Source organism: Cupriavidus gilardii (genome assembly GCF_013314895.1).
In the GTDB taxonomy this organism is placed as follows: domain Bacteria; phylum Pseudomonadota; class Gammaproteobacteria; order Burkholderiales; family Burkholderiaceae; genus Cupriavidus; species Cupriavidus gilardii_C.
This window is the reverse complement of the sequence record NZ_JABTYE010000018.1, coordinates 34979-60914: the sequence shown is the minus strand read 5'-3', so window position 1 is coordinate 60914 and position 25936 is coordinate 34979. Positions and strand designations below refer to the sequence as shown.

Below are 25936 nucleotides of genomic sequence, written 5' to 3'. Positions count from 1 at the left end.
CCGGTTGGGCGATGCGGGCATCGTCTGAGGGTTGCGAGGCATGGCCGACCGCTTACGCGACCGGCGCCTCGACGGGACGTTTCAAAACGGCGTGCTGCAGCGTGCTGCGCAGATCGGCGTCCGGCACGCTGGTGATCAGCGCCTCGCCGAGCTTCCTGAGCAGGATGAACTTGATCTGGCCGGCCTCGGCCTTCTTGTCGACCTTCATCAGTTCGATGTAGCGGTCCACGCCCAGGTCCGGCGCCACCACCGGCAGCATCGCGGCGGCTACCAGCCGCTCGATGCGCGAGCGCGTCTCGATGTCGATGAAGCCGAGCCGCAGCGACAGGTCCGCGGCCATGACCATGCCGCAGCCTACCGCCTCGCCGTGCAGCCACTCGCCATAGCCCATGCCGGCCTCGATCGCATGGCCGAAGGTATGGCCGAAATTGAGCGTGGCACGGATGCCGCCCTCGCGCTCGTCGGCAGCAACGACCGCAGCCTTGATCTCGCAGGAGCGCTGCACCGCCAGCGCCAGCATGTCGGCGTCGCAGTTGTTGAGCGCGCCGATATGCTGCTCGATCCAGCCGAAGTAGTCGGCATCGGCGATCGCGCCGTGCTTGATCACCTCGGCCAGGCCCGCGGCCAGTTCGCGCGGCGGCAGCGACTTGAGCGTGCCGATATCGGCGATCACCGCCTGCGGCTGGTGGAAGGCGCCGATCATGTTCTTGCCGAGCGGATGATTGATGCCGGTCTTGCCGCCCACCGACGAATCGACCTGGGCCAGCAGCGTGGTCGGCATCTGGACGAACGGCACGCCGCGCATGTAGCAGGCCGCGGCAAACCCGGTCATGTCGCCGACCACGCCGCCGCCCAGCGCGATCAGCGTGGTCTTGCGGTCGGCGCCGGCGCCGAGCAGCGCGTCGAAGATCAGGTTCAGCGTCTGCCAGTGCTTGAAGGACTCGCCGTCGGGCAGCGTCACCGTGCGCACGGTCTTGCCGAGACTGGCCAGCGTGGCCTCGACCCGCGCCGCATACAGCGGCCCGACGGTCTCGTTGGTGACAATGACGGCATGGCGGCCACGGATATGGGGAGCCAGCAGGTCGGCGCGGTCCAGCAGGTCCGCGCCGATATGGATGGGATAGCTGCGCTCTCCCAGGTCGACTTCAAGCGTGATCATCGGTCTTGGCATCTTGCGACGGCTCGGCGTCGGCATTGGCGTCCGCGTTGGCGTTGGTGCCCGCGTCCGCGTCGGTATGGGGATGGGCCTCGCTGCCGCCGGCCACTGCGGCGATCCAGCCGGACATCTCGAGTTGCATCAGCACCATATTAGCAAGCTGGGCTACCGAGGGCTTGCCGGTCTCGATGACGAAATCGGCGACCTCGCGATAAAGCGGGTCGCGCTCGGCGTACAGCGCCTCCAGTCGCCCCTTCGGGTCCTGCGTCTGCAGCAGCGGCCGGTTGCGGTCGTGCCGCGTGCGCAGCCACAGGTCGTGCGGGCTGGCGCGCAGATAGACCACGGTGCCGCGCGCCTTCAGCCGGCTGCGGTTCTCCGGCCGCAGCACCGCGCCGCCGCCGGTCGCCAGCACGATGCCCTCGCGCTGCGTCAGTTCGTCGATCATCTGCGCCTCGCGGTCGCGAAAGCCGCTCTCCCCTTCGTGATCGAAGATCACCGGGATGCGCACGCCGCAGCGCGCCTCGATCTCATGGTCGGAATCGAAGAAGGAATAGCCGATGCGGCGGGCCACGGTGCGGCCGACAGTGGTCTTGCCGGCGCCCATCAGGCCGACGAAAAAAAGATTCGGGCGGGAAGCGGTCACGGATTCGCGGCGAGCCGATCGGCGCTCTGCAGGCGGCTCGCGGGTTGGAAACGGCATCATCTTCTTATGTCGGGCCCGGCGGGGCAAGACCCGTGCAGGCGCGCGGCCGGCACAGACGGCAAATCGGCGGCGGGATTTGCCGGATCCGGCCGCATGTGCGTGGCTGCATCGCAAGGCGGGCCTCAGTCTACTGCATCCCGCCGAGCGGGGCGTGCGAATGGCGGCGGGCCGGCGAGACGGCATCGTGCAGGATGCGCGGCGTCAGAAAGACCAGCAGCTCGGTGCGATCGCGCCAGACCGAGCGGCTGCCGAACAACCGGCCGAGCACCGGGATATCGCCCAGCAGCGGCACCTTGGCCGCGTCGCCGCGCTCGGCGCGCGTATAGATGCCGCCGATCACCGCGGTGCCGCCGTTCTCGAGCAGCACCTGGGTCTGCACGTGCTTGGTATCGATCGCGAAGCCCTGCGTGGTCTGCACGCCGACGCTGTCCTTGCTGACGTCGACATCGAGCAGCACCTGGCCCTCGGGCGTGATCTGCGGCGTCACCTCCAGCTTCAGATTGGCCTTGCGGAACTGCACCGAAGTCGCGCCGCTGGAGGTCGCGGCCTGATAGGGCAGTTCGGTGCCCTGCTCGATCAGCGCCTTGATATTGTTGGTGGTCACCACGCGCGGGCTCGACACGATCTTGCCCTTGCCGTCGGCCTCCAGCGCCGACAGCTCCAGCGCGACGAAACGGCTGGCCGCGCTGTTGAACAGGCTGACCGCCAGATGGCCAGGATCGGCGCCATGCAGCGCGCCGGCCGGCAGACTGAGCAAGGGCCCGGGCTCGCCGGCCGCGCCGGGCAGCACGTTCGGCAAGGCATCGGCGACGCGACTGTTGCCGTACTGCGCCGCAAAGCCCAGCTTGACGCCCAGATTGCGGCTGAACTTGTCGTCGGCTTCGACGATGCGGGCCTCGATGATGACCTGCCGCACCGGCACATCGATGCGGGCCAGAAATTCGGCGATCTGCTGCAGCCGCTCCGGCAGGTCCGAGACGAACAGCTGATTGGTACGGGCGTCCGCGGTCAGGCTGCCGCGGCGGGACAGCAGGCGGGCCGACGATACGGGCTGCCCATGCTGCGGTCCTTGTTGCCCGCCATACGAGCCCGCGCTGGCAGCGGGCGCGCCAGCTCCGCTGCCGAGCAGCAGCCTGCGGACATCGTCGGCGCGCTGATAGTTCAGCTGGAACACCTGGCTGCGGACCGGCTCCAGATCTGCCACGTGCTGCCGCGCTTCCAGTTCCTGCCGGTCGCGCGCCGCCAGTTCGGCGCGCGGCGCCACCCACAGCACATTGCCTTCGCGCCGCGACGCCAGTCCCTTGGCATCGAGCACGATGCGCAGCGCCTGCTCCCACGGCACGTCCTTGAGCCGCAGCGTCAGATTGCCCTGCACGCTGTCGCTCGTGACCACGTTCAGATCGGTGAAGTCCGCAAAGACCTGCAGCAGCGCGCGGATATCGACGCGCTGGAAGTTGAGGGACAGGCGTTCGCGCGATGTCGAAGGCGCGGCGTCGGCTGACGACGCGGCCACCGCGGCCGCGGCCGGCGCGGCCAGCACGTGCAGCGGCGCGGCATGCGCGAGCGCCAGCACCCACGGGATCAGCCCCATCACGCCGGCGCATCGAGCGCGAGGCGGGCCGTCGTTTCGATCCATCGATCCTCCCCGTTCCAGACCCGCTCTCGCAGGACGATCTCGTCCCGCTCGATGCGCACCACGACGCCGTCGCGGCGGCCCAGGCGCTGACCCACCTGCAGCGCCGCGACCAGCCCATCCGCGCCATCCACACACACCACGCCGTAGGCGCGGTCCGCGCTCTGCAGGCTCCCGACCATCCGCATCTGCTCGAGCGCATAGGCCTCCAGCGGCTCGCGCGCCCGCGCCGCGGCTGCAGTGTCGGGCGGCGCGGATTCCGGCGCGAGCAGCCGCGCGTCAGCGAAGGGATCGGCCCCGGCGGAACCGACCGTGCCGGCATTCGCGGCCTCGAGCAGCGGCACGCGAGGCGCAAGGTCCAGCGGTGCGGGATGCCATGTCGGCGCTGGGGCGGCGTCGTGTCCGCCATTCCCTCGCGCGGCGCGCGTCGTGCGCTGCGGCGCGGGGCGTTCGGCAGCATCGAGCGCCCGATAGGCCAGCACGACCGCCTCCATCGTCAGTGCGCCGTCGCCCTTGCCGGCCGCCAACTGCATCGACTGCAGTGTCACGAGGCGAGGCAAGGCGGCCAGTCCGGCCAGCCATGCCGCGATCTCGCGATAGCCTCCGTCGATACGCAGCGTCAATGGCGTCTGCGCGAAGTCCGCGCCGGCTACCGTGGCCTGCGGCTGTAACAGCCCGATCCGGACGCCATGCGCGCTGGCGAGCGAACTGAACGTGACCAGCAGATCGTCGATGCCGCCATGGCCGGGCAGATGGCGCTCGCGCACCGTCAGCGCCTGCTTCAGTTCGGCCAGCCGCCGCCGCATCGGCTCGACGCTCGCCGCCTCGGCCGCCAGTCGTCCGGCCGACTGCTGCAGCCCGGCGTGCTCGGCCTGCCGGCTGTTCAGCAAGGCCAGCTTGTCGCGCCAATGCCATTGCCACCCGGCCGCCAGCACCGCACACGCGACCACGATCGGCCACAGCCCGCGCAGTTCCGAACGATCGCGATCGGCCCACTGCCCAAGCCACGACGCCGAGCCGGGTGGGATCTCGTCTTCGTCATCCGGCGCCATATGGGCTCCCGTCCCGCGCTGGCGTTGGCGCGCACGCACCGGCCGTGCCGACGTTGGCTGCCGTGGCGCAAGGACGATAGACCAGCCGGACAGCGAACGCGAAGCGCGGCTCTGCCCCTGCGCCCGCTGCGGCCGCGCCAGACACCGGCGCTTCGGCCCGCGACTCGATCAACTCGACGCGGGCCAGCCACGGCGCCGGCTCCAGTACACGCATCAGGCTCGCCACCTGCTCGTGACCCCGCGCTACGCCTTCGATCGTCACCGTATCGTCGCGCTGGCCGACGCTGCGCAATTGGATGCCCCGCGGCACGTGGCTGGCCAGCGCATCGAGCAACTGCGCCGGCCGGCCCCGGCTCTGCAGCAGCGTGTCCAGCGCGCTGCCACGCCGGCTCGCCGCGCCGATCTGCTGGCGCAGTGCCTCGGCCTCGTGCGCCGGGACTTCCCAGCGGCGCGCCCGCTCGGCCAACGCACGATTCTCCGCCTCGGCGGCCGCGATACGCCGATCGAGCACGTAGCCGCCCGCCAGCACCGCCGTGGCCGCCACGGCTGCCATTGCGCGCCAACCGGGGCGCAACGAGCCGGCCCGACTGGCCAGATGCTGTCCACGATCCCTGACCGAATGCCATGCCGACCGCCACCTCTGCTGCGCTCGCACGATGCCTCCTTTCCTCCGTCCATCCGGCGCGGCGTTGAACTCGGCGGCGCGAATGCGGCTCTAACCGCCTTTCTCGCCGCCGAGCGCAAGCCATCCGCCCTGTTCGCCCTGTTCGCCCTGTTCGCCCTGCCCGTTCCTGCCCGCCTCGCCTGGTACAAAGCCTGTCCAGGCCTGCCCAAGCCTGTCCAGGTCCGGTGTCTCACGCCGCTTTCCCGGCGGGCGCGCCCCTCGCACTCCCGCCCCGCATGGCGCGCCGATGGACAGATTGTCGGCAGCCGGACATGGCACCGGCAATGCGACGCCATGCCCATCGCGCCGGTTTTCGCAAGTCACGGCGCGATTGCAGTTAGGCTGCTGGCGCCCATACTGGTACGAGCGGCGACGACTTTCCGGTCTTACAACTTGTAACAGCATGGATGCGCCCGCCACGGCACTACCCGCCCGGGAGCCGCGGATGCGAGCGATATAATCCGGGCACCTCCAACTAGGTATTACCCAATGGCTACTGCACAACAGAAGCCGGCTAAACCGGCTCGCCGCCCGCTGTGGATACGCGCCAGCTACTGGGCGCTGGGCCTGATGGCCGCGGGTGTCGTCACGGTGGCCCTGCTGCTCGGCTACGCGCTTCTGGTGGCGGCGCCGAATCTGCCGTCGCTCGATACGCTGACCGACTACCGTCCCAAGATTCCGCTGCGCATCTACACCGCCGACAACGTGCTGATCGGCGAATTCGGCGAGGAGCGGCGCAATTTCGTGCCGATCGCCGAGATCCCCGACGTGATGAAGAAGGCCGTGCTGGCGATCGAGGACGATCGCTTCTACGAGCACGGCGGCGTCGACTTCATCGGCGTGCTGCGCGCGGGCCTCGCCAATCTGCGCGGCGGCCTGTCGCAGGGCGCATCGACCATCACGATGCAGGTCGCCCGCAACTTCTTCCTGTCCAGCGAGAAGACCTACACCCGCAAGATCTACGAGATGATGCTGGCGTACAAGATCGAGGCGAACCTGAGCAAGGATCAGATCCTCGAGCTGTACATGAACCAGATCTATCTGGGACAGCGCGCCTACGGCTTCTCCAGCGCCGCGCGCGTGTATTTCGGCAAGTCCATCAAGGACGTCACGGTGGCCGAGGCGGCGATGCTGGCCGGCCTGCCGAAGGCGCCGTCGGCCTACAACCCGGTGGTCAACCGCAAGCGCGCCAAGGTGCGGCAGGAATACATCCTGCAGCGCATGCGCGACCTGGGCTATATCACGCCGCAGCAGTACGACGAGGCGGTGCACGAAGAGCTGAAGGTCCGCAACGAGGGCAACGAATTCTCGACCCACGCCGAATACGTGGCCGAGATCGTGCGCCAGCTGATGTACGCCCAGTACCGCGAGGAAACCTATACGCGCGGCCTGACGGTGTACACCACGCTGACCAAGGCCGATCAGGACGCGGCCTACGAGGCCGTGCGCGCGGGCATCATGAATTACGAGCGCAAGCACGGCTACCGCGGCCCCGAGGCCTTCATCGATCTGCCGTCGGATCCGGCCGAGCGCGAGCAGGCCATCGACGATGCGCTGGTCGAGCATCCGGCCAGCGACGACATGCGCTCCGCAGTGGTCACCGCGGCATCGAGCAAGCAGGTCCGTGCGGTGCTGCTGTCCGGCGAGGAAGTGGTGATCGAAGGGTCCGCGCTGCGCTATATCGCGCCGTCGCTGGCGGCCAACGCGCAGCCGAAGGTCAAGATCCGTCCCGGCGCGATCATCCGCGTGGTGCAGAACGACAAGGGTGCGTGGTCGGTGGCGCAGCTGCCCGAGGTGGCCGCGGCATTCATCTCGCTGAACCCGGAGGACGGCGAGATCCGCGCGATGGTCGGCGGCTTCGACTTCAACCGCAACAAGTTCAACCACGTCACGCAGGCGTGGCGCCAGCCGGGCTCGAGCTTCAAGCCGTTCATCTATACCGCCGCGCTGGAGAAGGGCTTTTCGCCTGCGACCGTGATCAACGACGCGCCGCTGTCGATCGGTCCCGATACCGGCGGCCAGGTATGGGAGCCGAAGAACTACGACGGCCGCTTCGAAGGTCCGATGACGATGCGCCGCGCGCTGGCCAAGTCGAAGAACCTGGTGTCGGTGCGGATCCTGCGCGCGATCGGCACGCAGTACGCGCAGGACTTCATTACGCGCTTCGGCTTCGAGGCCGACAAGCATCCGGCCTATCTGCCGATGGCGCTGGGCTCGGGCAGCGTCACGCCGCTGCAGATGGCGGGCGCCTACTCGGTGTTCGCCAACGGCGGCTATCGCATCAATCCCTACCTGATCCAGCGGGTGGTGGATTCGCGCGGCAACGTGCTGTCGGAGACCAAGCCGCAGCGCGCCGGCGAGGATGCGGTGCGGGTGCTCGATGCGCGCACGGCCTTTATCGCGGACAGCATGCTGCGCGACGTGGTGCGCACCGGCACGGCCTATACCGCCAAGCAGCGTCTTGGCCGCAACGACCTGGCGGGCAAGACCGGTACCACCAACGATGCGGTCGATGCCTGGTTCGCCGGCTATACGCCGAAGCTGGTGGCGGTGGCCTGGATGGGCTACGACCAGCCCAAGAGCCTGGGCGTGCGCGAGACCGGCGGCGGTCTGTCGCTGCCGATCTGGATCAGCTACATGTCGAAGATGCTCAAGGGCGTGCCCGAGAGCCCGGATCGCCAGCCGCCGGAAGGCGTGGTGATGGTGGCCGGCGACTGGACGCTGGAAGAGAATGCCGGCGGCGCCGGCGTGGCGTCGGTCGGGCTTGGCGATCCGTGGCCGGGCAAGGCGCCGGATCCGGGCGCGCCATCGGCTGCCGATCTGGAGCAGGAGAAGCGCCGCATTCTGGAGATGTTCGGCGGCGGCTGATGCGGCCGAGCCGATGGCACAACGAAAGGCACAGCAAAAAGGCCAGCCCGATGATGGGCTGGCCTTTTTGTTTGTCCGGCCTGTCGCGGCGCGGGTATCAGCCCAACGTCAGCGTGGTCCCGGCCTGCTGGCTCAGATAACGCGACAGCGCCTGATACAGCTCGGTGCCCTCGCGCGTGTCGACCCAGCGGTCGCCGTCGCGGCGGAAATGGAAGCCGCCCGCGCGCGCCGCGACCCACAGTTCCTGCATCGGCGCCTGGCTGTTGATGATGATCTTCGAGCCGTCCTCGAACTCGAGCTCCATCACATTGCCGCTGCGGTTGATTTCGATATCGGCGTCGGCCGCATCGGCCGCCTGTTCGATCGCACTTTCCAGCCGATCCAGCTCGCCGGTCGCCAGCGCCAGGAACTCGCTTTCGCTCAAAAGGGACATGCTACACTCCAAGACCGCCAGCCGCGGCCGGTCCCTGTCTGGACCCGAGCGGCTGATGCATTTGTTCTGCGGGCCGCTCCGGATGCCTGCCGGCATCGCTGCCCGGCCTCGGCGAATCCGGTCCATCCGGTCCGCCTCCCGTTCGACCCCTGTTTTCAAGGACGACCCGATGTTGCGTCGTGTTGCGATTGTAGCGGCGTTTGCCGCCGGCCTGGCGATGCCCCTGCTCGGAGGATGCGGCATTCGCGGCCCGCTGGTGATGCCGCAGCGGCCGCCCGCGCCGGTGCAGCCCAACGTTCCCGATCCGGGCCTGTCGCAGCCGGACGCCGCGCCGATGCCGGCGCGCACACCGCCCGCCCGCACCTCCTCGTCGCCGTCGTCCGCCGCGCCCGCGTCCGCACCTGCCGCCCGATAACATGACCGCATTCTTCCATCGCCGCGACGGTGCTCTCGCCGTCGAACAGGTGCCGCTCGCGCGTATCGCCGAGCAATTCGGCACGCCGACCTACGTCTATTCGCGCGCGGCGCTGACCGCTGCGTACCAGGCCTACGCCGCCGCCTGCGCCGGCCATCGCGCGCGTGTGCAATACGCGATGAAGGCCAATTCGAATCTCGCCGTGCTGCAGGTCTTCGCGCAGCTCGGCGCGGGCTTCGACATCGTCTCGGGCGGCGAACTGCAGCGCGTGCTGGCGGCAGGCGCCGATCCGCGCAAGGTCGTGTTCTCTGGCGTCGGCAAGTCCGAGGCCGAGATGGAACTGGCGCTGGCGCACGACGTGCTGTGCTTCAACGTCGAATCCATCCCCGAGCTGGACCGCCTCAATGCCGTCGCCGGCCGCGTCGGCAAGCGCGCCCGCGTGTCGCTGCGGATCAATCCGGACGTCGACGCGCGCACCCATCCGTATATCTCCACCGGACTCAAGGGCAACAAGTTCGGCATCGCCTTCGACGACGTGCTGCCGACCTACCGCGCCGCCGCCGCGCTGCCGCACCTGGAGATCACCGGCATCGACTGCCATATCGGCTCGCAGATCACCGAGGTGTCGCCGTATCTGGAGGCGCTGGACAAGGTGCTGGACGTGGTCGAGGCGCTCGAGCGCGAAGGCATCGTGCTGTCGCATATCGATGTCGGCGGCGGGCTGGGCATCGCCTATGACGACGAGACGCCGCCCGATATCACCGGCTTCGCGCGCACGCTGCTCGAGCGCGTGGCGCAGCGCGGCCACGGCCATCGCGAGGTGCTGTTCGAACCGGGCCGCTCACTGGTCGGCAATGCGGGCGTGCTGCTGACGCGCGTCGAATTCCTCAAGCCCGGCGAGGCGAAGAACTTCTGCATCGTCGACGCGGCGATGAACGATCTGGCGCGCCCGGCGATGTACGAGGCGTTCCATCGCATCGAGCCGGTGGTCCCGCATGCGGGCGAGGCCGTGACCTATGACGTGGTCGGCCCGGTGTGCGAATCGGGCGACTGGCTGGGCCGCGATCGCGCGCTGGCCGTGACACCGGGCGATCTGCTGGCGGTGATGTCCGCCGGCGCCTATGGCTTCGTGATGAGCTCGAACTACAATACCCGTCCGCGCGCGGCCGAAGTGATGGTCGACGGCGACGCGGTGCATCTGGTGCGCGCCCGCGAGCGCGTCGAGAATCTGTTCCGCGACGAGCAACTGTTGCCGCGCTAAGGCCCACTAAGGCCCGCTAAGGCCCAGCAAGGCGCCTAAGGCTGCCAAGGCGCGCTAAGGCCGCGACGACTCTCCCGGGGCCGCTGCGGTGCCCGTCCGGCGCGTCCCGCGCCACCACCACCACAGCCGCGCCCCGAGCAGCGCCGCCACCACGGCGGCGTAGATCGACACCTCGCCGAAATCGTTCTTGCCGGCCTTGTGCCACCAGTAGTGCAGGATCGCCAGCACCGCGATCGCATAGATACTGCGGTGCAGGGCCTGCCAGCGCCGGCCGCCCAGCCGCCGCACCATCGCATGCGTCGAAGTCGCGGCCAGCGGCACCATCAGCACGAACGCGGCAAACCCCATCGTGATGAACGGGCGCTTGAAGACGTCCCTGGCCATGTAGCCCAGATCGAAGCCGCGGTCCACGCCGAGCCACAGCATGAAGTGCAGCGTGCCGTAGAAAAAAGCGAACAGACCCAGCAATCGCCGTATCCGCAGCAGCCAGTTCCAGCCGCTCAGGCGCCGCAGCGGCGTCACCGCCAGCGTCGCGCACAGCATCACCAGCGTCCAGGTGCCGGTGGAGCGCGTGACGAACTCCAGCGGATTGGCGCCGTACTGGCCGGTCGCGCCGAGATAGACCAGCCGCGCGAACGGCAGCAGCGCCAGTACCCAGATCAGCGTCTTCAGCGCGCGCAGCCGCGTTGGCGACAAGGCGCCGGGCGTGGCGCTGGCCCGGCGGCCGCCCACAGGTCCAGTACGCGGGGCGGCCGGCGTCGTCTCGGTGGAAGGCATGCGGTAGTCCGAAGACGGGCTAGAAGAACTTGCGCAGATCCATGCCCTGATACAGCGAGGCGACCTGTTGCGCGTAGCCGTTGAACGGCAGCGTCTTGCGCTTTGGCGCGAACAGCGCCGCGAAGCCGCCGCCCTTGTCGTCGCCGATGCGGCGCTCGGTGGCCTGGCTCCAGCGCGGATGGTCGACTTCCGGATTGACGTTCGAATAGAAGCCGTATTCCTGCGGCGCCGCCAGATTCCAGCTGGTTGCCGGCTGCTTGTCGACGAAGCGGATCGCGACGATCGACTTGGCGCTCTTGAAGCCGTACTTCCACGGCACCACGATCCGCACCGGCGCGCCGTTCTGGTTCGGCAACACCTCGCCGTACAGGCCGAAGGTCAGCAGCGTCAGCGGATGCATGGCCTCGTCCAGGCGCAGCCCTTCACGATAGGGCCAGTCAAGCACCGGGCTGCCGAGTCCGGGCATCTGCTTCTTGTCGGCCAGCGTCACGAACTCGACGAACCTGGCGCTGCCCAGCGGCTCGGCGCGGCGGATCAGTTCGGCCAGCGGGAAGCCGATCCACGGAATCACCATCGACCAGCCCTCGACGCAGCGCAGCCGGTAGACGCGCTCCTCCATCGCGGCCATCTTCATCAGGCTGTCGATATCATGGATCCGGGGCTGCCGCACCAGGCCTTCGACCTTGACCTGCCACGGACGCGTGCGCAGCGTGCCGGCATTGCGCGCCGGGTCTGCCTTGTCGGTACCGAACTCGTAGAAGTTGTTATAGGTGGTGACGTCCTCGTAAGGCGTGCGCTTCTCGGTCACCACGTAGGCGGGGTTGGAGGCGGCCGCCAGCTTCTGCCCGCGGCCGGGCTGCGCCAGCGCCTGGCGTGCGGCCCACGGTGCCAGCGTGCTGCCGGCCGCGCCGGCGGCGACCATCGCCAGCCAGCGGCGACGCGCGGCGAACGCCTCGGGCGGCGTGATCTCGCTGGACGGGATGTCGTCGCCGCGCAGCCATTTTGGAGAGGGAATCCACATCGTCGTTCCTTGCTTGCCTGGTTGCCGGATCGTCGGATTGCAGCGGCCTGCAGATTCCGCTCCGGCGTGGACGTCCGCGGGGGCCGGGCGCACAGTTTGGACCGGCCCGCCGACGATTGGTGCGGCGCCGTTCGCGCGCCCTCTCCTGCAGTCCTCGGTCGGACCTCGAACCCGACTACGGCGTGGCGATGTGCCAGACGTTCATCACCTTGTCGCCCGTACGGTCGCCCGGCTTGGTGTCCTTGGCGAAGCGGTACAGCGGCTTGCCGCGATAGGCCCACTGGCGGCTGCCGTCGTCGCGCGTGATGATCGTGTACTGACCGGTGGCCGAGGTGCCGGGCTGGGCCAGCAGCGGCGGCCAGTTGACCGCGCATTGTCCGTTGCAGACGCTCTTGCCGCTGCCTGCCGTATCGCGATCGAAGGTGTACAGCGTCAGGCCCTGCGGATCGGTCAGCACGCCGTTGCTGACCTTGACCGTCGGCGGCATGTTGCCGCTGGTGCTGGCCGTGCTGCCGGCGCTGGCGCTGCTGCTGCCCGAGCCCATGCCCATGCCGGAACAGGCGGTGAGCAGGATGGCGGCGGCGACGGTGACGGGAAGGGCAAGACGACCGGAAGCGGTAAAGCGCGAGAGGGTCATGATGTCTGTCTCCAGGAAAAGGCGGCGCCGCCCACCGGCGCCGTGTTTCCCAGTAAACACCCTCAGGCGCCGTTTTATTCCCTTTCCATAAAAAAACCTGCCCAAAAGGGCAGGTTTCCTTGCTTCATGGTCCGTTAAGAGCTCTGCGAATCACAATTCCCCGTAGCTGTGCAGGCCGGACAGGAACATGTTGACGCCGAGGAAGGCGAAGGTCGTGATCAGCAGCCCGATCAGCGCCCACCAGGCCGCCATCGCGCCGCGCAGCCCCTTGATCAGGCGCATATGCAGCCAGGCGGCGTAGTTCAGCCAGACGATCAGCGCCCACGTTTCCTTCGGGTCCCAGCTCCAGTAGCCGCCCCAGGCCTCCGCCGCCCACAGCGCGCCGAGGATGGTGGCGATGGTGAAGAAGGCGAAGCCGACCGCGATCGCCTTGTACATGACGTCGTCGAGCAGTTCCAGCGCCGGCAGGCGCTCGGCCAGGATGCCGCGCTGCTTCAGCAGGTACGCCACCGCGACCATCGCGGCCAGCGCGAAGGTGCCGTAGCCGATGAAATTGGCCGGCACATGGATCTTCATCCACCAGCTCTGCAGTGCCGGCACCAGCGGCTGGATCTCGTGCGCGTCGCGGCTGACCGTGTACCACAGCAGAAAGCCAACCGCGGCCGACACCACCAGCATCACGAACGGTCCCAGCGCGCCGGTGCGGTAGCGGCCCTCGTAGTACAGGTGGAACAGCGTGGTGATCAGCACAAACAGCACGAACACTTCATACAGGTTCGATACCGGGATGTGGCCGATATCGGGACCGATCAGATAGGACTCGTACCAGCGCACCAGCATGCCGGTAAAGCCCAGCACTACCGCCGCCCAGGCCAGCTTGTGGCCGATGCCGTAACCGGTCTGCGAGCGCGCCAGCAGGCCGCCCCAGTAGAACAGCGTTGACAGGAACACCAGCGCGCACATCCACAGGATGGCCGACTGGCTCGACAGCAGGTACTTCAGCAGGAAGGCCTGTTCCGCCCGCGCCAGTTCGCCCTGATACAGCTGGACCGCGAGCAGCGCCAGCACCGCCAGGCCGATCATCAGCGCGCGCACCGGCTTCCAGTGCCAGCCCAGCAGCGCGAATGTCGGCACCGCGCCGATCAGCACCGCCTTGTCGTAGCCGTCCATCCACTGGCCGTAGCGCGCCAGGCCGACGCCGGCGCCCACCACCAGCAGCAGCGCGAACAGCCAGTCCAGCCAGGACAGCCGGCGCAGAAACGACGGCTCCAGATACGAGGTGTCCGCTGCCGCCGAGATGTGCCCTTCGTTCGCCGTGGCGTTGGCGGGGGCGTGCAGCTTGGAAGAATTGGAAGACATGACGAAATCCCTACCGTGTCGCCGGCGCCGCCGGCGGCGCGTCCTGCGCTGCCGCCGCGGCACGCTGCACATCCTCGCGCAGCGCGGCGAATTCCTTCTCGAAGTCCAGGGTGCGCCGCTGGGTCGACATCGCCATCAGCACGTGGCTGCCGGCGCGACCTTGGGCGTCGCCGTTCGGCGCGCTGCTGGGCTGTCCATCGGGCTGTGCATCCTTCACCCAGACCCACACGCGGCGCTCGCGGATATACAGCATGGCGAACACCCCCAGTACCAGCAGCAGGCAGCCAAGATACACGATGTTCTTGCCAGGCGCACGGGTCATCTGGAACACGCTGGCCTTGACCTCCTGGAAGTCGTCCAGCTGCAGGAATACCGGCGCCACATAGAAGAAGCTGTCCGACAGCGCGTTGATCGCCTGCTGCAGGAAGGCACCGCTCTGCGCGCTGTTGGCAACCACCGGCAGGTCGGCGCGTTCGCGCGCGAGCTGCCACAGCTCCCACATCGAGCCGTTCAGGATCTTCAGCAGCACGTCGGCGGCCTTCTGCTGCTCGGTCTGCGGCACCGAACGCTCGAGGAAGGCGGCGATCGCGGCGAAGCCGCCCGGCGGCGCATCGGCATCGTGCCGCGCCGCGCCGGCGAACAGGTCCAGTGCACGGCGCGCGCTCTCGGCCAGTTGCGCGCGCACCTGTGCCTTGTCGTCGCCCGGCATCGACGCCAGCGCGAAGCGGCGCGCGGCCTCGCCGCGCAGCGCGCTGTCCTGCAGCGCGGCGCGCAGCCGCATCCAGTCGGCCACGCTGCCCTGCTCGTCGGCGGGAATGCGCAGATAGCGGAACGGCTCGCTGGGCGCATCGCGCGTCCCGGCGAGGAACACCGACTGGCCGTCGAGCTGGACCGGCACCATGTAGTTGTGGAATTCGCGCGCCTGACCGTTGCGGTCGCGCAGCTTGTACTGGACCGACGGGCCGACATTGCGCAGTTGCTTCTCGCGCTCGGGATTGGCGGCCGCGCCCAGGCGCGCCTCGATGCGCTCGTTCAGCGGCCGCGTGGCCACGCCGCGCGCATCGGCCTTGCCCGAGGCGTCGGTGATGTTCTCGATGTTCATCAGCCGGAAGTCGCTGAACTCCACCGTCAGCCCTTCCGCGTCGACCCCGCTGCCGGTGCCCTTCAGCGGCGCGCTGTTGCCGACCGTGCCGGCAAACGCGAACGACTTCGCCGAGCTGCCCTGCATCGGGTAGCCGACAAACTTCAGCCGCGAGCCGCCGTCCTCGAAGCTGGACTGATAGATCGCGATGCCGTCGACGATCAGCGGTTCATTGACCTTGATGGTGGCGCTGGTCTGCTTGCCGGTCGCACGGTCGGTGACGACCACGTCGGAGGCGAACAGCTTGGGCATGCCGGTCGAGTAATGCTCGATGACGAATTTCTTCAGCGTCAGCGTGAACGGCAGGTCCTGTACCAGCGCCCCATCGGCCACGTTCAGGATCGCGGTCGACACGGTCGCGCCCTCGGGCACGAAGGCGTTGCCACGGAACCCGGGGTTGCTGCTCGAGAGCCGGTGCTGCGGCGGAATCTCGTTGATCACCGCATTGCCGCTGATCGGCGTCTTGCCGCCGAACCACATCTGCGCGCGAATCAGCATGTCGCCATCGAGCAGGCCGCCGATGCAGATCACCACGATCGCCGCGTGCGCGAGGATATAGCCGAGCTTGTTGGCCGCGCCGGCCTTGGCGGCCAGCAGCGTGGCGCCTTCGTGCTCGATCTGGCGCACGCGATAGCCGCGGTTGGCCAGCAGCGCACCGAGGCGCTGCACCGCGCCGGCGCGCGCGGGCGCGGCATCGAACTCGACGCGGTGATGGAAGGCGCGCAGGCTGCGCTCGCGCACATGGTCCTTCCACGAGCGCATGTCGGCCACCATCTTGGGCGCATTGCGGATCAGGCACAGTGAGGTCGACACCACCAGGAAGGCCAGGATCAGCAGGAACCACCACGAGCCGTACACCTTCTGCAGCGACAACGCATGAAACAGCTCGGCCCAGAACGGGCCGAACTGGTTGACGTAGTTGGCGTACGGCTCGTTTTGCTTGAGCACGGTGCCGATCACGCTGGCGATCGAAATCACCGACAGCAGCGCGATCGCAAAGCGCATCGACGAGACCAGCTCGACGGTATCGCGCAGCAGGCGGTGGGTGGTCTTCAGGCGCAGGCCCGAAGTGGAAGCGGTCGGCATGGCAAGGAAGGCAGGAGGCGCAGCGCGCAAAAGACAAAGAGGGAGGCTCGCTCACGCAGGCCACCCTCTTCGATTATCGCCGGCTTGTTTGGTTGCGCCCCGCCCGCGCCGGCGAGGGCCGGCCGGCCCGGGGCTACCGGTGCTTAGCGCAGGCCGGCGACGTAGTCCGCCACCGCCTTGATTTCCGCGTCGGACATCCGCGCGGCCACCTCGGCCATCACCGCGTTGTTCTTGCGGCCGCCCTGGCGGAAGGCCACCAGCTGCGCCTCGGTGTACTCGGAGAACTGGCCGCCGATGCGCGGATACTGCGCCGGGATGCCGGCGCCGGCCGGGCCGTGGCACGCCGCGCAGGCGGGCACGCCCTTGTTGGCAATGCCGGCGCGATAGATCTTCTGGCCCAGCTCGATGGTGTCCTTGTTCTTCGCGGAGGCCGGCTTCTGCGTCTGGCGCGCCAGATAGGCGCCGACGTCGCGCATTTCCTGATCGGTCAGCTGCGCCGCGATCGGCGTCATGATCGGGTTGTTGCGCACCTTGGCCTTGAAGTCGGCCAGCTGCTTGTGGGCGTATTCGGGATGCTGTGCGGCCAGTTTCGGATTGACCGCGGCGCCGCTGTTGCCGTTGGCGCCGTGGCAGCTCAGACAGGCGGGAACATTGCGATCCGGCGCGCCCTGCGTGTAGAGGGTCTCGCCCTTGGCCGGGTCCGCCTTGGCGGCGGCTTGCTCGGCGGCCGAGGCCAGACCCGTGAAGGCCGTTGCCGGCAAGGCCAGTGCTACGACAGCCACAAGTTTCGCAATGCCATTCATTCGCACACCTTGTCTGAATTGTTTTGAATTCGCTATCGCGTGCCGGTCAGCCTCCGGCCTGCGGTGAGGACGCGCATTGGGGCGAAAAGACGGGACAGACCCGTTGGCAGACCACTGCCGGCCGGTCATTGCCCGATACTGTCGGATCATGCCAGCCGCCAACAAGGCCAAAAGAACGTCGAACGCCACCCGGCCGGGAGGCCGTTAACCGCGGTATTGTACAATAAATCGCTTCCCGGATAGACGCTTGGCGCACTCCCGCGCGGGCCTCCCCGACCCTGCCTCTCCCTCATGTCTCTCCTACACCAGGCCCGCTTCTTCACCACCGTCAACCATCTGCGCGACCTGCCGGCCACCGCCGTGCCCGAAGTCGCCTTTGCCGGACGGTCCAATGCGGGCAAGTCGACCGCCATCAACGTGCTGTGCAACCAGAAGCGGCTGGCGTTCTCGTCGAAGACGCCGGGCCGCACGCAGCACATCAACTTTTTCGCGGTGGCGCCGGTCAAGGCGCCCGATCCGCTGGCCTTCCTGGTCGACCTGCCTGGCTACGGCTATGCGCAGGTCTCCGGCTCGGCCAAGTACCACTGGCAATCGCTGCTGAGCGACTATGTGCAGGCCCGGCAGCAACTGGCCGGGCTGGTGATCATGATGGATGCGCGGCGGCCCTTCACCGATCTCGATTGCCAGATGGTCGAGTGGTTTCTGCCCACCGGCAAGCCGATCCATGTGCTGCTGACCAAGGCCGACAAGCTGACCAGCAGCGAGAACGCGCTGGCGCTGCGCGAGACGCGCCGCGTGCTGGCCGACTATGCGGCCCAGCTGGAGAACCCGCCCTTGCTGACCGCGCAGCTGTTCTCGAGCCTGAAGCGCCGCGGCATCGAGGAAGCGCAGCGCCATATCGCCGGGTGGCTGGGGCTGCCGGAGGCGCAGCCGGCCGCGGCGCCGGGGGCCGATGATGGGCCGGCGGCCGATGCAACGCCGCAGGCCGGAGACGAAGCGGCCGGCAGCACGCCCGCCGGCAAGCCCGGCAGCGGCGGAACCCCGTCGTAAGCGAGCGCGCAAAAAAAACCCCGCTGCAAGCAACGGGGGGGAATATTCCCGCCGCGAGGCGGGTACCCGCTCAGGGAGGAGTAGCGGGGGACCTCGCGCCACGCACGCGGCGCAACGCAAAGGGTCCGCGAGTATGATAGCGGGCACGCACAAAAGTTTAGTTTTTTATTGGACGCGGGACGCCGCCGCCCGGCAGGCCAAGCCCCTGCCACATCCGGTCCCTTCGCCGTGACGCTGTGATCGCCCAGGTATCGTGGGCCGCTGCGCTCCGCCGTCCCCTGACTGACGATCCCACCATGTCGACCTTCCCCGAATTCCGCCCCCGCCGCATGCGCCGCGACGATTTCTCGCGCCGGCTGATGCGCGAGCACCGGCTGTCGCCGGACAACCTGATCTATCCCGTGTTCGTGCTCGACGGACAGGGCCAGCGCCAGACCGTGGCCTCGATGCCTGGCGTCGAGCGCGTGTCGGTGGACCTGCTGCTGCCGGTGGCCGAGCAATGCGTGCAGCTGGGCATTCCCGTGATCGCGCTGTTCCCGGTCATCGATCCGTCGCTGAAAACGCCCGACGGCATCGAAGCCACCCGGGAGGATGGGCTGATTCCGCGCGCCGTGCGCGCGCTGAAGGACCGCTTCCCCGAGCTCGGCGTGCTGACCGATGTCGCGCTCGATCCGTACACCAGCCACGGCCAGGACGGCGTGCTCGATGCCGACGGCTACGTGCTCAACGAGGAGACCGTCGAGATCCTGGTGCGCCAGGCGCTGACCCAGGCCGCGGCCGGCGTCGACATCGTCGCGCCGTCGGACATGATGGACGGCCGCATCGGCGCCGTGCGCAACGCGCTCGAAGACGCGGGCCAGATCCACACGCGCATCATGGCGTACTCGGCCAAGTACGCATCGGCGTTCTACGGCCCCTTCCGCGACGCGGTGGGCTCGGCTGCCAATCTGGGCAAGGGCAACAAGATGACCTACCAGATGGACCCGGCCAACACCGACGAGGCGCTGCGCGAGGTCGCGCAGGACATCATGGAAGGCGCCGACATGGTGATGGTCAAGCCGGGCATGCCGTATCTGGACATCGTTCGCCGCGTCAAGGACGAGTTCCGCTTCCCCACCTACGTCTACCAGGTCAGCGGCGAGTACGCGATGCTGAAGGCCGCCGCGCAGAACGGCTGGCTCGACCACGACAAGGTCATGATGGAATCGCTGCTGGCGTTCCGCCGCGCCGGGGCCGACGGCATCCTGACCTATTTCGCGCTCGACGCCGCCCGCCTGCTGGCGCGCTGATCCATCGCGCATGCAGCTGCTCGGTTTCTCCGCCAGCCAGGTTCATCCGCTCGACACGCTCGAGGCCGCGCGCGCCTTTCTCGCCGAACAGGCCGCGCCGCGCTTCGTCTGGGTCGATTGCACCCTCGCCGAGGTCAGCGCCGCGCCGGCGGCGTGGCGCGATCAGTTGCAGACGCTGACCGGTGCGCCGGTGCTGGACCTGCATCTGGCCGACGCCACCAACGCCGCGCATCCGTCGTTCTTCGATACGACGCATGCCTACGACATGGTGATTTTCCGCAAGCTGACGTTCGAGACCAGCCGGCTGATTGCGGAGGCGGGTAGCGAGGGGCCGGCGCCGGCAGTGGCCAAGATCAACGGCAACGGCGCGGAGACTGCGGCAAGTGCGGCAAGTGCGGCAAGTGCGGCAAGTGCGGCAAGTGCGGCAAGTGCAGCAACTGCGGCGACCACAGCCACTACGGCGGCACCAGGGGCGACGGCGGCCACGGCTGGGGCACCCGGCGCCGCAGCAAAGCCGCGCCGCCACCCTCCCGGCTTTCTGCCCGCACTGGCGCGCATCGATACGCAGCCGGTGGCCTTCTTCGTGTTCGACCATGTGCTGGCCACCGTGCGGCCGGGCCAGTCGCGCACGATCGAGCAGGTGCGCCAGCGGCTGCTCGAGCTGACCCGCGCGCCGCGGTCGGACGTCCGCGCCAACGGCGGCACGGCGCTGGTGCACGGCATCCGTCCGCCGACGCGCCCCGAGGACCTGATGCTGCGGCTGCTCAACGCGATGGTCGACCGCTATCTCGAACTGCGCGCGCCGCTGACGCGGCAACTGGACCGCTGGCAGCGTGCGCTGCTCAACGCGCGCAGCGGCTTTTCCAGCTGGGAGGGGCTGCTCGATGCGCGCATCCAGCTGCGCCGGCTCGAACATCTGTGCGAGGAACAGCGCGACGCGCTGCAGGAGTTCCGCGACAGCCTGCTCGACAACACCTACAGCGACCCGGCCGGCGGCATCGCCAACGAGCGCGACGAGGTGCTGCTGGTGCGGATCAACGACGTGATGGAACACATCCTGCGCGTGCTGGCGCATGCGCGGCGCCTCGAGGACTCGATCGAATCCGCGGTGCAGATCCACTTCTCCGCGGTCGCGCACCGGACCAACCGCACGATGCGGATGCTGACGATGATCACCGCGCTGTTCATGCCGCTGACGCTGATCACCGGCATCTTCGGCATGAACTTCGAGCGCATGCCGTGGCTGCAGGAGCCCAGCGGCTTCTGGTGGTCGATCTCGTTGATGGGTGCGGTGGTGGTCGGAATCGCGGCGATGTGGGCGGTCGGCCGCTGGCTGTGGCGGGAGTGATTTAGCGCGGATGATTCGGCGCCAATGATTCAGCGGGAGTGATGCGGCGCCGGTGCTCGGCACCGGACATCGCGCTGCGTCAGGCGCCCGCCGGACCGAACGCGCGTTCCAGGCTGGCCAGGAATCGCCCGGCGGCCTGATAGCCGATCACCCGCACCGGCAGCTCGCGTCCGTCGTCGCCGAACAGGATGATGCCCGGCGGGCCGAACAGGCCGAAGCGCTTCAGCAGGGCCTTGTCGTCGGCGTTGTTGGCCGTCACGTCGGCCTGCAGCATCACCACGTCCGCCAGCCGTGCCCGCACGCGCGGATCGCTGAAGGTGAAGCGCTCCATCTCCTTGCAGCTGACGCACCAGTCCGCATAGAAGTCCAGCAGCACCGGCTTGCCGGCGGCGCTGGCCTGCGCGATGCGGGCATCGAGCTCGGCCACCGAGCGAACCCGTTCGAAACGTACCGCCTCCGCCGCCGGCGCCCCGTCGCGGGCGCCCGCCACCAGATGCGACAGCGGCTGCAGCGGATTGCGGCTACCGGAGGCCAGGCCGACCAGCAGGATCGCGCCGGCCAGCGCGGACAGCACGCCCAGCCCCTTGCCGAGCCGCGCCACCGGATGCGGCTCATTGCCCAGGCCATCGAAGGCCCGCAGAAACACCGCGCCGACCAGCAGCAGCGTCGCCCAGCCGAGCATCGACAGCCAGGCCGGCAGCACCGGCCCGATCATCCACAGCGCGACCCCGAGCAGCAGGAAGCCGAACACGCGCTTGGTCGCTTCCATCCAGCGGCCGGCGCGCGGCAGCAGATTGCCGGCGCCGACGCCGACCAGCAGCAGCGGCACCCCCATGCCGATCGCCATCGAAAACAACGCGGTGCCGCCGGTCCAGGCGTCGCCGCTCTGCGCGATATAGGCCAGCGCGCCGGCCAGCGGCGCGGTTACGCAGGGGCCGACGATCAGGGCGGAGATTGCGCCCATCGCCGCGGCACCGGCAATCTGGCCGCCCGGGCGGCGATTGGCCGAGTCGGCAAGCCGCGTCTGCCAGCGCTGCGGCAGCTGCAGTTCATAGAGGCCGAACATCGACAGCGCCAGGGCCACCATCAGCGCGGCAAACAGCGCCAGCACCCACGGCTGCTGCAGCGTCGCCGCCAGCCCTTCGCCGATCAGCCCCGCGGCGACGCCCACCGCGGTGTACACCACCGCCATGCCGAGCACATAGGCCAGCGACACCACGAAGGCGCGGCCGCGGTGCAGATGTTCGCCGACCACGATCGACGACAGGATCGGCACCATCGGCAGCACGCAGGGGGTGAAGGTCAGCAGCAGGCCGAGGCCGAAGAACAGCGCGACGATGGTCAGCAGCTGACCGCCGGCGAGCGTCGCCGCGATGCGGCCGCTGTCGTCCACCGCCTTGCCGGAGTCGGCGCTCGTTACGGCGCTCGTTACGGCGCTGGTTGCGGCGCTGGTTTCGGCGCTCAGGCCGGCGCCGCCGGCGCCCGAGGAGAGCGGCGTGGCGGCCGCGATGGAAGACGTGGCATTGGAACGGCCGCCGAGAAGCGCGCCAATGCCGGCGCCACCGCCGACCTGGTAGACGCTCTCCATCGGCGGATAGCACAGGCCCTTGTCCGCGCAGCCCTGCGAGGTCACGACCAGCGTCCATTTGCCGTCCTCGGGCGCGGACTCGACCGGCACGCGGATGGTCACCGTGTCGCGGTAGGTCTCCATCTCCTTGCCGAAGGTCTCGTCGAACTTGACCTTGCCGGCCGGCAGCGCGGGCGCGCCGAGCTTGACCTGCGCCGGTTGCGCGGCGAAGGCGAAGCGTTCGCGGTACATGTAGTAGCCCGGCGCGACATCGAAGCGGACCTCGACGGTACGCGCATCGATGGTGCGGGCGGCGAAGCGGAACGCCTGTTCGGGCGGCAGGAAGTCGTCCTGATCGGCGGCACGGGCGAGTCCGGCGCCAAGGCACAGCCAGGCCGCCAGCATCGCCAGCGCGATCGCGGCCAGCGTTTGCCAGCTTCGCCAGCGTTGCGCTCCCTGCCGCCCGACCCTGTCCATCGCCCCCAAGCTGCTGCCCATCGTTCGGTTTCCTGCCTGTTATTGGTTATGTCGCTGCGCCACGTCTCTGTGCGCTGTATCTCTGCGCGCTGTGTCTCTGCGCTGTGTCTCTCCGCTGTGTCTCTGCGCGCTGCGTCTCTTTGCGCTATGTCGCTGCGGTCTGCTCGCGTACCCAGTCGAGATAGGCCGGCAGCCCCGCCATCACGGGCAACGCGACGATCTCGGGCACGTCATAGGGATGGTGCTGGCGTATGACCGCTTCGAGCGCGTCGTAGCGCGCCCGCGTGGTCTTGATCAGCAGCGGCAGTTCGCGCGCGGTTTCGATCGCCCCTTGCCACCAGTACTGCGACTCGCATGCCGGCAAGCGGTTCACGCAAGCGGCAACCCGCGCCTCCAGCAGCGCGCGGGTCAATGCCGCGGCGCTGTCCTCGTCCGGCAGCGTGGTGATCACGACCAATGCCTGCGAAGCATCCATGCCCGCCTGCAAAGACGGCTGTATTGCGTCCATCGACAGCTCCTTGCATGACGCCCGGCCAGAAAACAAAAGAGCCAGGCGATTGCCTGGCTCGATTGTAAGCGGTTCGTCCATTCGCGGCGCCCGTGGCGGCCGCCGCGTCGGGATCGACGATCGGACGAACGGGGCGAAGTCTTACTCCGCAGCTTCCTCGGCCGGGGCCTCGGTCACTTCCGGACGATCGACCAGCTCGACCAGCGCCATCGGCGCGTTGTCGCCCTGACGGAAGCCGAACTTCAGGATGCGGGTGTAGCCGCCCGGACGAGTGGCGTAGCGCGGGCCCAGTTCGTTGAACAGCTTGGTGACCATGTCGCGGTCGCGCAGGCGGGCGAAAGCCAGACGGCGGTTGGCGACGGTGTCCTTCTTGGCCAGCGTGATCAGCGGCTCGACGACCTTGCGCAGTTCCTTGGCCTTCGGCAGCGTGGTCTTGATCAGCTCGTGCTGGAACAGCGAGTTGGACATGTTGCGCAGCATCGCGAGACGGTGCGACGAGGTGCGGTTCAGTTTCCGCAAACCATGACGGTGACGCATGATGATTCCTTTCTAGAACAGTGTTTGACCAGCTCTTCTATCGCCAGCACATTCCGGTCGGAGCGTGCCGGCGCGGGCCGGTAGTCGGTTTGCGCCGCCAGGCCATCTGGCCGAAGCGGCAGGGACTGGCAACGGGCGCCGACCGGCGCCCGCCGCGCAGATTACTTCTCCAGGCCTGCGGGCGGCCAGTTCTCGAGCTTCATGCCGAGCGTCAGGCCACGCGAAGCGAGGACTTCCTTGATCTCGTTGAGCGACTTGCGACCCAGGTTCGGGGTCTTCAGCAGCTCGTTCTCGGTACGCTGGATCAGGTCGCCGATGTAGTAGATGTTCTCGGCCTTCAGGCAGTTGGCCGAGCGCACCGTCAGCTCCAGGTCGTCGACCGGGCGCAGCAGGATCGGGTCGATCTGCGGCGCGCGGCTCGAAGCGGCTTCCGCCGACGACTCGGTGCCTTCCAGCGCGGCGAACACGGACAGCTGGTCGACCAGAATGCGTGCCGATTGACGGATCGCTTCCTCGGGCGAGATCACGCCGTCGGTTTCGATGTTCATCACCAGCTTGTCCAGGTCGGTACGCTGCTCGACACGAGCCGATTCGACCGCGTACGAAACGCGGCGCACCGGCGAGAACGAGGCGTCCAGCACGATGCGGCCGATCACCTTGTTCGACTCGTCGCCGAACTTGCGAACGTTGCCCGGCACATAGCCACGGCCCTGTTCGACCTTGATCTGCATGTCCAGCTTGCCGCCGGCGGACAGATGGGCGATCACGTGGCCGGGGTTGATGATCTCGACATCGTGCGGCAGCTCGATATCGGCGGCCGTCACCACGCCTTCGCCTTCCTTGCGCAGCGACACCGTGACTTCATCGCGGTTGTGCAGCTTGAAGACGACGCCCTTCAGGTTCAGCAGCAGGTTGACGACGTCTTCCTGCACGCCGTCGATGGTGGAATATTCGTGGACCACCCCAGCGATCGTCACTTCGGTCGGGGCATAGCCGACCATGGACGACAGCAGCACGCGACGCAGGGCGTTACCGAGCGTATGGCCGTAGCCGCGCTCGAACGGCTCCATCACGACTTTGGCGTGATGATCGCCCAGCGGCTCGACGGCGATGATTTTTGGCTTGAGGAGTGCTGTTTGCATTAGGTTGTCCTTTTCAATACCCTCGGCTCGTTACACCGATAAGGCTGAGTTTTGGAACCCGAAAAAACCCATCGTACGATGGGCAATAAGCCCGGCGCGCCGAAGCGCGCCGGGCTGGAGATGGAGCTCGACGAGAAATCGCAAGCCGCGGCCGTTGTAGGCGAACGGGTCCGGGCGATTAACGCGAATACAATTCGACGATCAGGCTTTCGTTGATGTCGCCCGAGATATCGGCGCGATCCGGCACTTGCTTGAAGGTGCCTTCGAACTTCTTGGCATCGACAGCCACCCAGGTCGGGAAGCCCGACTGCTCGGCCAGCGACAGCGACTCGGCGATACGAGCCTGCTTCTTGGCCTGTTCGCGGATCGACACCACGTCGCCGACCTTGATCTGCGCCGACGGCACGTTCAGGGTCTGGCCGTTGACCAGGATCGCCTTGTGCGACACCAGCTGGCGCGCTTCGGCACGGGTCGAGCCAAAGCCCATCCGGTACACGACGTTGTCCAGGCGTGTTTCCAGCAGTTGCAGCAGGTTCTCGCCGGTATTGCCCTTGCGGCGGTCGGCCTCGGCAAAGTAGCGGCGGAACTGGCGCTCGAGCACGCCGTAGATGCGCTTGACCTTCTGCTTTTCACGCAGCTGGGTGCCGTAGTCCGAGGTACGGGCGCCCGAGGTACGGCCGTGCTGGCCCGGCTTGCTGTCCAGCTTGCACTTGTCGGCGAGCGAGCGGCGCGCGCTCTTCAGGAACAGGTCGGTGCCTTCACGGCGGGAAAGTTTGGCCTTCGGGCCGGTATAACGTGCCACTTTATCTTCCTTACTGATTCGATCGCGACGCCAGGATCGACGCGCCGCGAGTCCGCCTGCTACATCCGCCCGGAAAGGCGGTGACGGCGAACGGTGGGCTTATCCAACGCGCGCGGCCCGACGGCTGCGCGCCACACTATGAATTCGCACGGAATTCCGACGATCTGTCCGGCAGCAGCCGCTGGCGCGGATGCCTCGCCGACAAAA

22 protein-coding genes and 1 pseudogene are annotated in these 25936 nt (G+C 68.0%); 6 read left to right on the top strand and 17 right to left on the bottom strand.

Features of this window, described 5'->3' with window-relative positions; all coding sequences use genetic code 11:
• Positions 1–52: 52 nt before the first annotated feature.
• The 5 genes and pseudogenes from aroB to HTY53_RS17725 all read right to left on the bottom strand — a co-directional run bounded on the left by aroB (position 53) and on the right by HTY53_RS17725 (position 5097).
• A complete protein-coding gene (gene aroB / locus HTY53_RS17745; protein WP_174107831.1) occupies positions 53–1159 on the bottom strand; it encodes a 3-dehydroquinate synthase in 1107 nt (368 codons plus the stop codon).
• Positions 1146–1799, bottom strand: a complete 654-nt coding sequence (gene aroK, locus HTY53_RS17740) for a shikimate kinase AroK (protein ID WP_368041024.1) — start codon at positions 1797–1799, stop codon at positions 1146–1148. The genes aroB and aroK overlap by 14 nt, the downstream gene beginning before the upstream one ends.
• Before the next feature lie 187 nt (positions 1800–1986).
• Positions 1987–3351: pseudogene (locus HTY53_RS17735) on the bottom strand (type IV pilus secretin PilQ); the annotation flags it as partial.
• A 98-nt stretch (positions 3352–3449) separates the two neighbouring features.
• On the bottom strand, positions 3450–4544 hold the full coding sequence (locus HTY53_RS17730) for a pilus assembly protein PilP (RefSeq protein WP_174107829.1): 1095 nt from the start codon (positions 4542–4544) through the stop codon (positions 3450–3452).
• On the bottom strand, positions 4531–5097 hold the full coding sequence (locus HTY53_RS17725; protein ID WP_174107828.1) for a PilN domain-containing protein: 567 nt from the start codon (positions 5095–5097) through the stop codon (positions 4531–4533). Before HTY53_RS17725 ends, HTY53_RS17730 begins: the two co-directional genes overlap by 14 nt.
• 600 nt (positions 5098–5697) lie before the next feature.
• Between HTY53_RS17725 and HTY53_RS17720 the strand changes: the two genes are divergently transcribed.
• The gene (locus HTY53_RS17720; RefSeq protein WP_174107827.1) at positions 5698–8076 is read left to right on the top strand and encodes a penicillin-binding protein 1A; all 2379 of its coding nucleotides are present in this window, start codon (positions 5698–5700) and stop codon (positions 8074–8076) included.
• A gap of 97 nt (positions 8077–8173) precedes the next feature.
• On the opposite strand, the gene cyaY is transcribed toward HTY53_RS17720, so the two are convergent.
• The gene (gene cyaY / locus HTY53_RS17715) at positions 8174–8509 is read right to left on the bottom strand and encodes an iron donor protein CyaY (RefSeq protein WP_174107826.1); all 336 of its coding nucleotides are present in this window, start codon (positions 8507–8509) and stop codon (positions 8174–8176) included.
• Positions 8510–8678: 169 nt separating this feature from the next.
• Between cyaY and HTY53_RS17710 the strand changes: the two genes are divergently transcribed.
• Both HTY53_RS17710 and lysA read left to right on the top strand, forming a co-directional pair.
• A complete protein-coding gene (locus tag HTY53_RS17710; RefSeq protein WP_174107825.1) occupies positions 8679–8924 on the top strand; it encodes a hypothetical protein in 246 nt (81 codons plus the stop codon).
• Between the two features lies 1 nt (position 8925).
• Positions 8926–10185, top strand: a complete 1260-nt coding sequence (lysA, locus tag HTY53_RS17705) for a diaminopimelate decarboxylase (protein WP_174107824.1) — start codon at positions 8926–8928, stop codon at positions 10183–10185.
• 54 nt (positions 10186–10239) lie between these two features.
• Here the strand turns inward: lysA and msrQ are convergent, their stop codons facing one another.
• The 6 genes from msrQ to HTY53_RS17675 form a co-directional block, all read right to left on the bottom strand.
• The gene (gene msrQ, locus HTY53_RS17700) at positions 10240–10962 is read right to left on the bottom strand and encodes a protein-methionine-sulfoxide reductase heme-binding subunit MsrQ (protein ID WP_174107823.1); all 723 of its coding nucleotides are present in this window, start codon (positions 10960–10962) and stop codon (positions 10240–10242) included.
• Between the two features lie 19 nt (positions 10963–10981).
• Complete coding sequence (gene msrP, locus HTY53_RS17695; RefSeq protein WP_174107822.1) at positions 10982–11983, bottom strand: protein-methionine-sulfoxide reductase catalytic subunit MsrP; 1002 nt, start codon at positions 11981–11983, stop codon at positions 10982–10984.
• Between the two features lie 175 nt (positions 11984–12158).
• Positions 12159–12620, bottom strand: a complete 462-nt coding sequence (locus HTY53_RS17690; protein WP_174107821.1) for a COG4315 family predicted lipoprotein — start codon at positions 12618–12620, stop codon at positions 12159–12161.
• Between the two features lie 150 nt (positions 12621–12770).
• The gene (ccsB, locus tag HTY53_RS17685) at positions 12771–13979 is read right to left on the bottom strand and encodes a c-type cytochrome biogenesis protein CcsB (protein ID WP_174107820.1); all 1209 of its coding nucleotides are present in this window, start codon (positions 13977–13979) and stop codon (positions 12771–12773) included.
• Positions 13980–13989: 10 nt separating this feature from the next.
• Positions 13990–16206: a cytochrome c biogenesis protein ResB gene (locus HTY53_RS17680; RefSeq protein WP_174107819.1), complete on the bottom strand. Its 2217-nt coding sequence runs from the start codon at positions 16204–16206 to the stop codon at positions 13990–13992.
• A gap of 143 nt (positions 16207–16349) precedes the next feature.
• Positions 16350–17009, bottom strand: a complete 660-nt coding sequence (locus HTY53_RS17675; RefSeq protein WP_174107818.1) for a c-type cytochrome — start codon at positions 17007–17009, stop codon at positions 16350–16352.
• A 291-nt stretch (positions 17010–17300) separates the two neighbouring features.
• Here HTY53_RS17675 and yihA point away from each other — a divergent pair, with 291 nt between their 5' ends.
• From yihA to HTY53_RS17660, 3 genes are all read left to right on the top strand, one after another.
• Entirely contained in the window at positions 17301–18059 is a 759-nt protein-coding gene (gene yihA / locus HTY53_RS17670) for a ribosome biogenesis GTP-binding protein YihA/YsxC (RefSeq protein ID WP_174107817.1), read from the top strand.
• Positions 18060–18355: 296 nt separating this feature from the next.
• On the top strand, positions 18356–19348 hold the full coding sequence (hemB, locus tag HTY53_RS17665; protein WP_174107816.1) for a porphobilinogen synthase: 993 nt from the start codon (positions 18356–18358) through the stop codon (positions 19346–19348).
• Between the two features lie 10 nt (positions 19349–19358).
• Entirely contained in the window at positions 19359–20696 is a 1338-nt protein-coding gene (locus HTY53_RS17660; protein ID WP_174107815.1) for a magnesium transporter CorA family protein, read from the top strand.
• 79 nt (positions 20697–20775) lie between these two features.
• On the opposite strand, the gene dsbD is transcribed toward HTY53_RS17660, so the two are convergent.
• The 5 genes from dsbD to rpsD all read right to left on the bottom strand — a co-directional run bounded on the left by dsbD (position 20776) and on the right by rpsD (position 25729).
• Complete coding sequence (dsbD, locus tag HTY53_RS17655; protein WP_371558768.1) at positions 20776–22761, bottom strand: protein-disulfide reductase DsbD; 1986 nt, start codon at positions 22759–22761, stop codon at positions 20776–20778.
• A 124-nt stretch (positions 22762–22885) separates the two neighbouring features.
• On the bottom strand, positions 22886–23248 hold the full coding sequence (cutA, locus tag HTY53_RS17650) for a divalent-cation tolerance protein CutA (RefSeq protein ID WP_254600006.1): 363 nt from the start codon (positions 23246–23248) through the stop codon (positions 22886–22888).
• A 141-nt stretch (positions 23249–23389) separates the two neighbouring features.
• Entirely contained in the window at positions 23390–23785 is a 396-nt protein-coding gene (gene rplQ, locus HTY53_RS17645; protein WP_006577446.1) for a 50S ribosomal protein L17, read from the bottom strand.
• A 161-nt stretch (positions 23786–23946) separates the two neighbouring features.
• Entirely contained in the window at positions 23947–24927 is a 981-nt protein-coding gene (locus HTY53_RS17640) for a DNA-directed RNA polymerase subunit alpha (RefSeq protein WP_149319741.1), read from the bottom strand.
• Between the two features lie 178 nt (positions 24928–25105).
• A complete protein-coding gene (gene rpsD, locus HTY53_RS17635; protein WP_174107814.1) occupies positions 25106–25729 on the bottom strand; it encodes a 30S ribosomal protein S4 in 624 nt (207 codons plus the stop codon).
• Between the last annotated feature and the right edge of the window lie 207 nt (positions 25730–25936).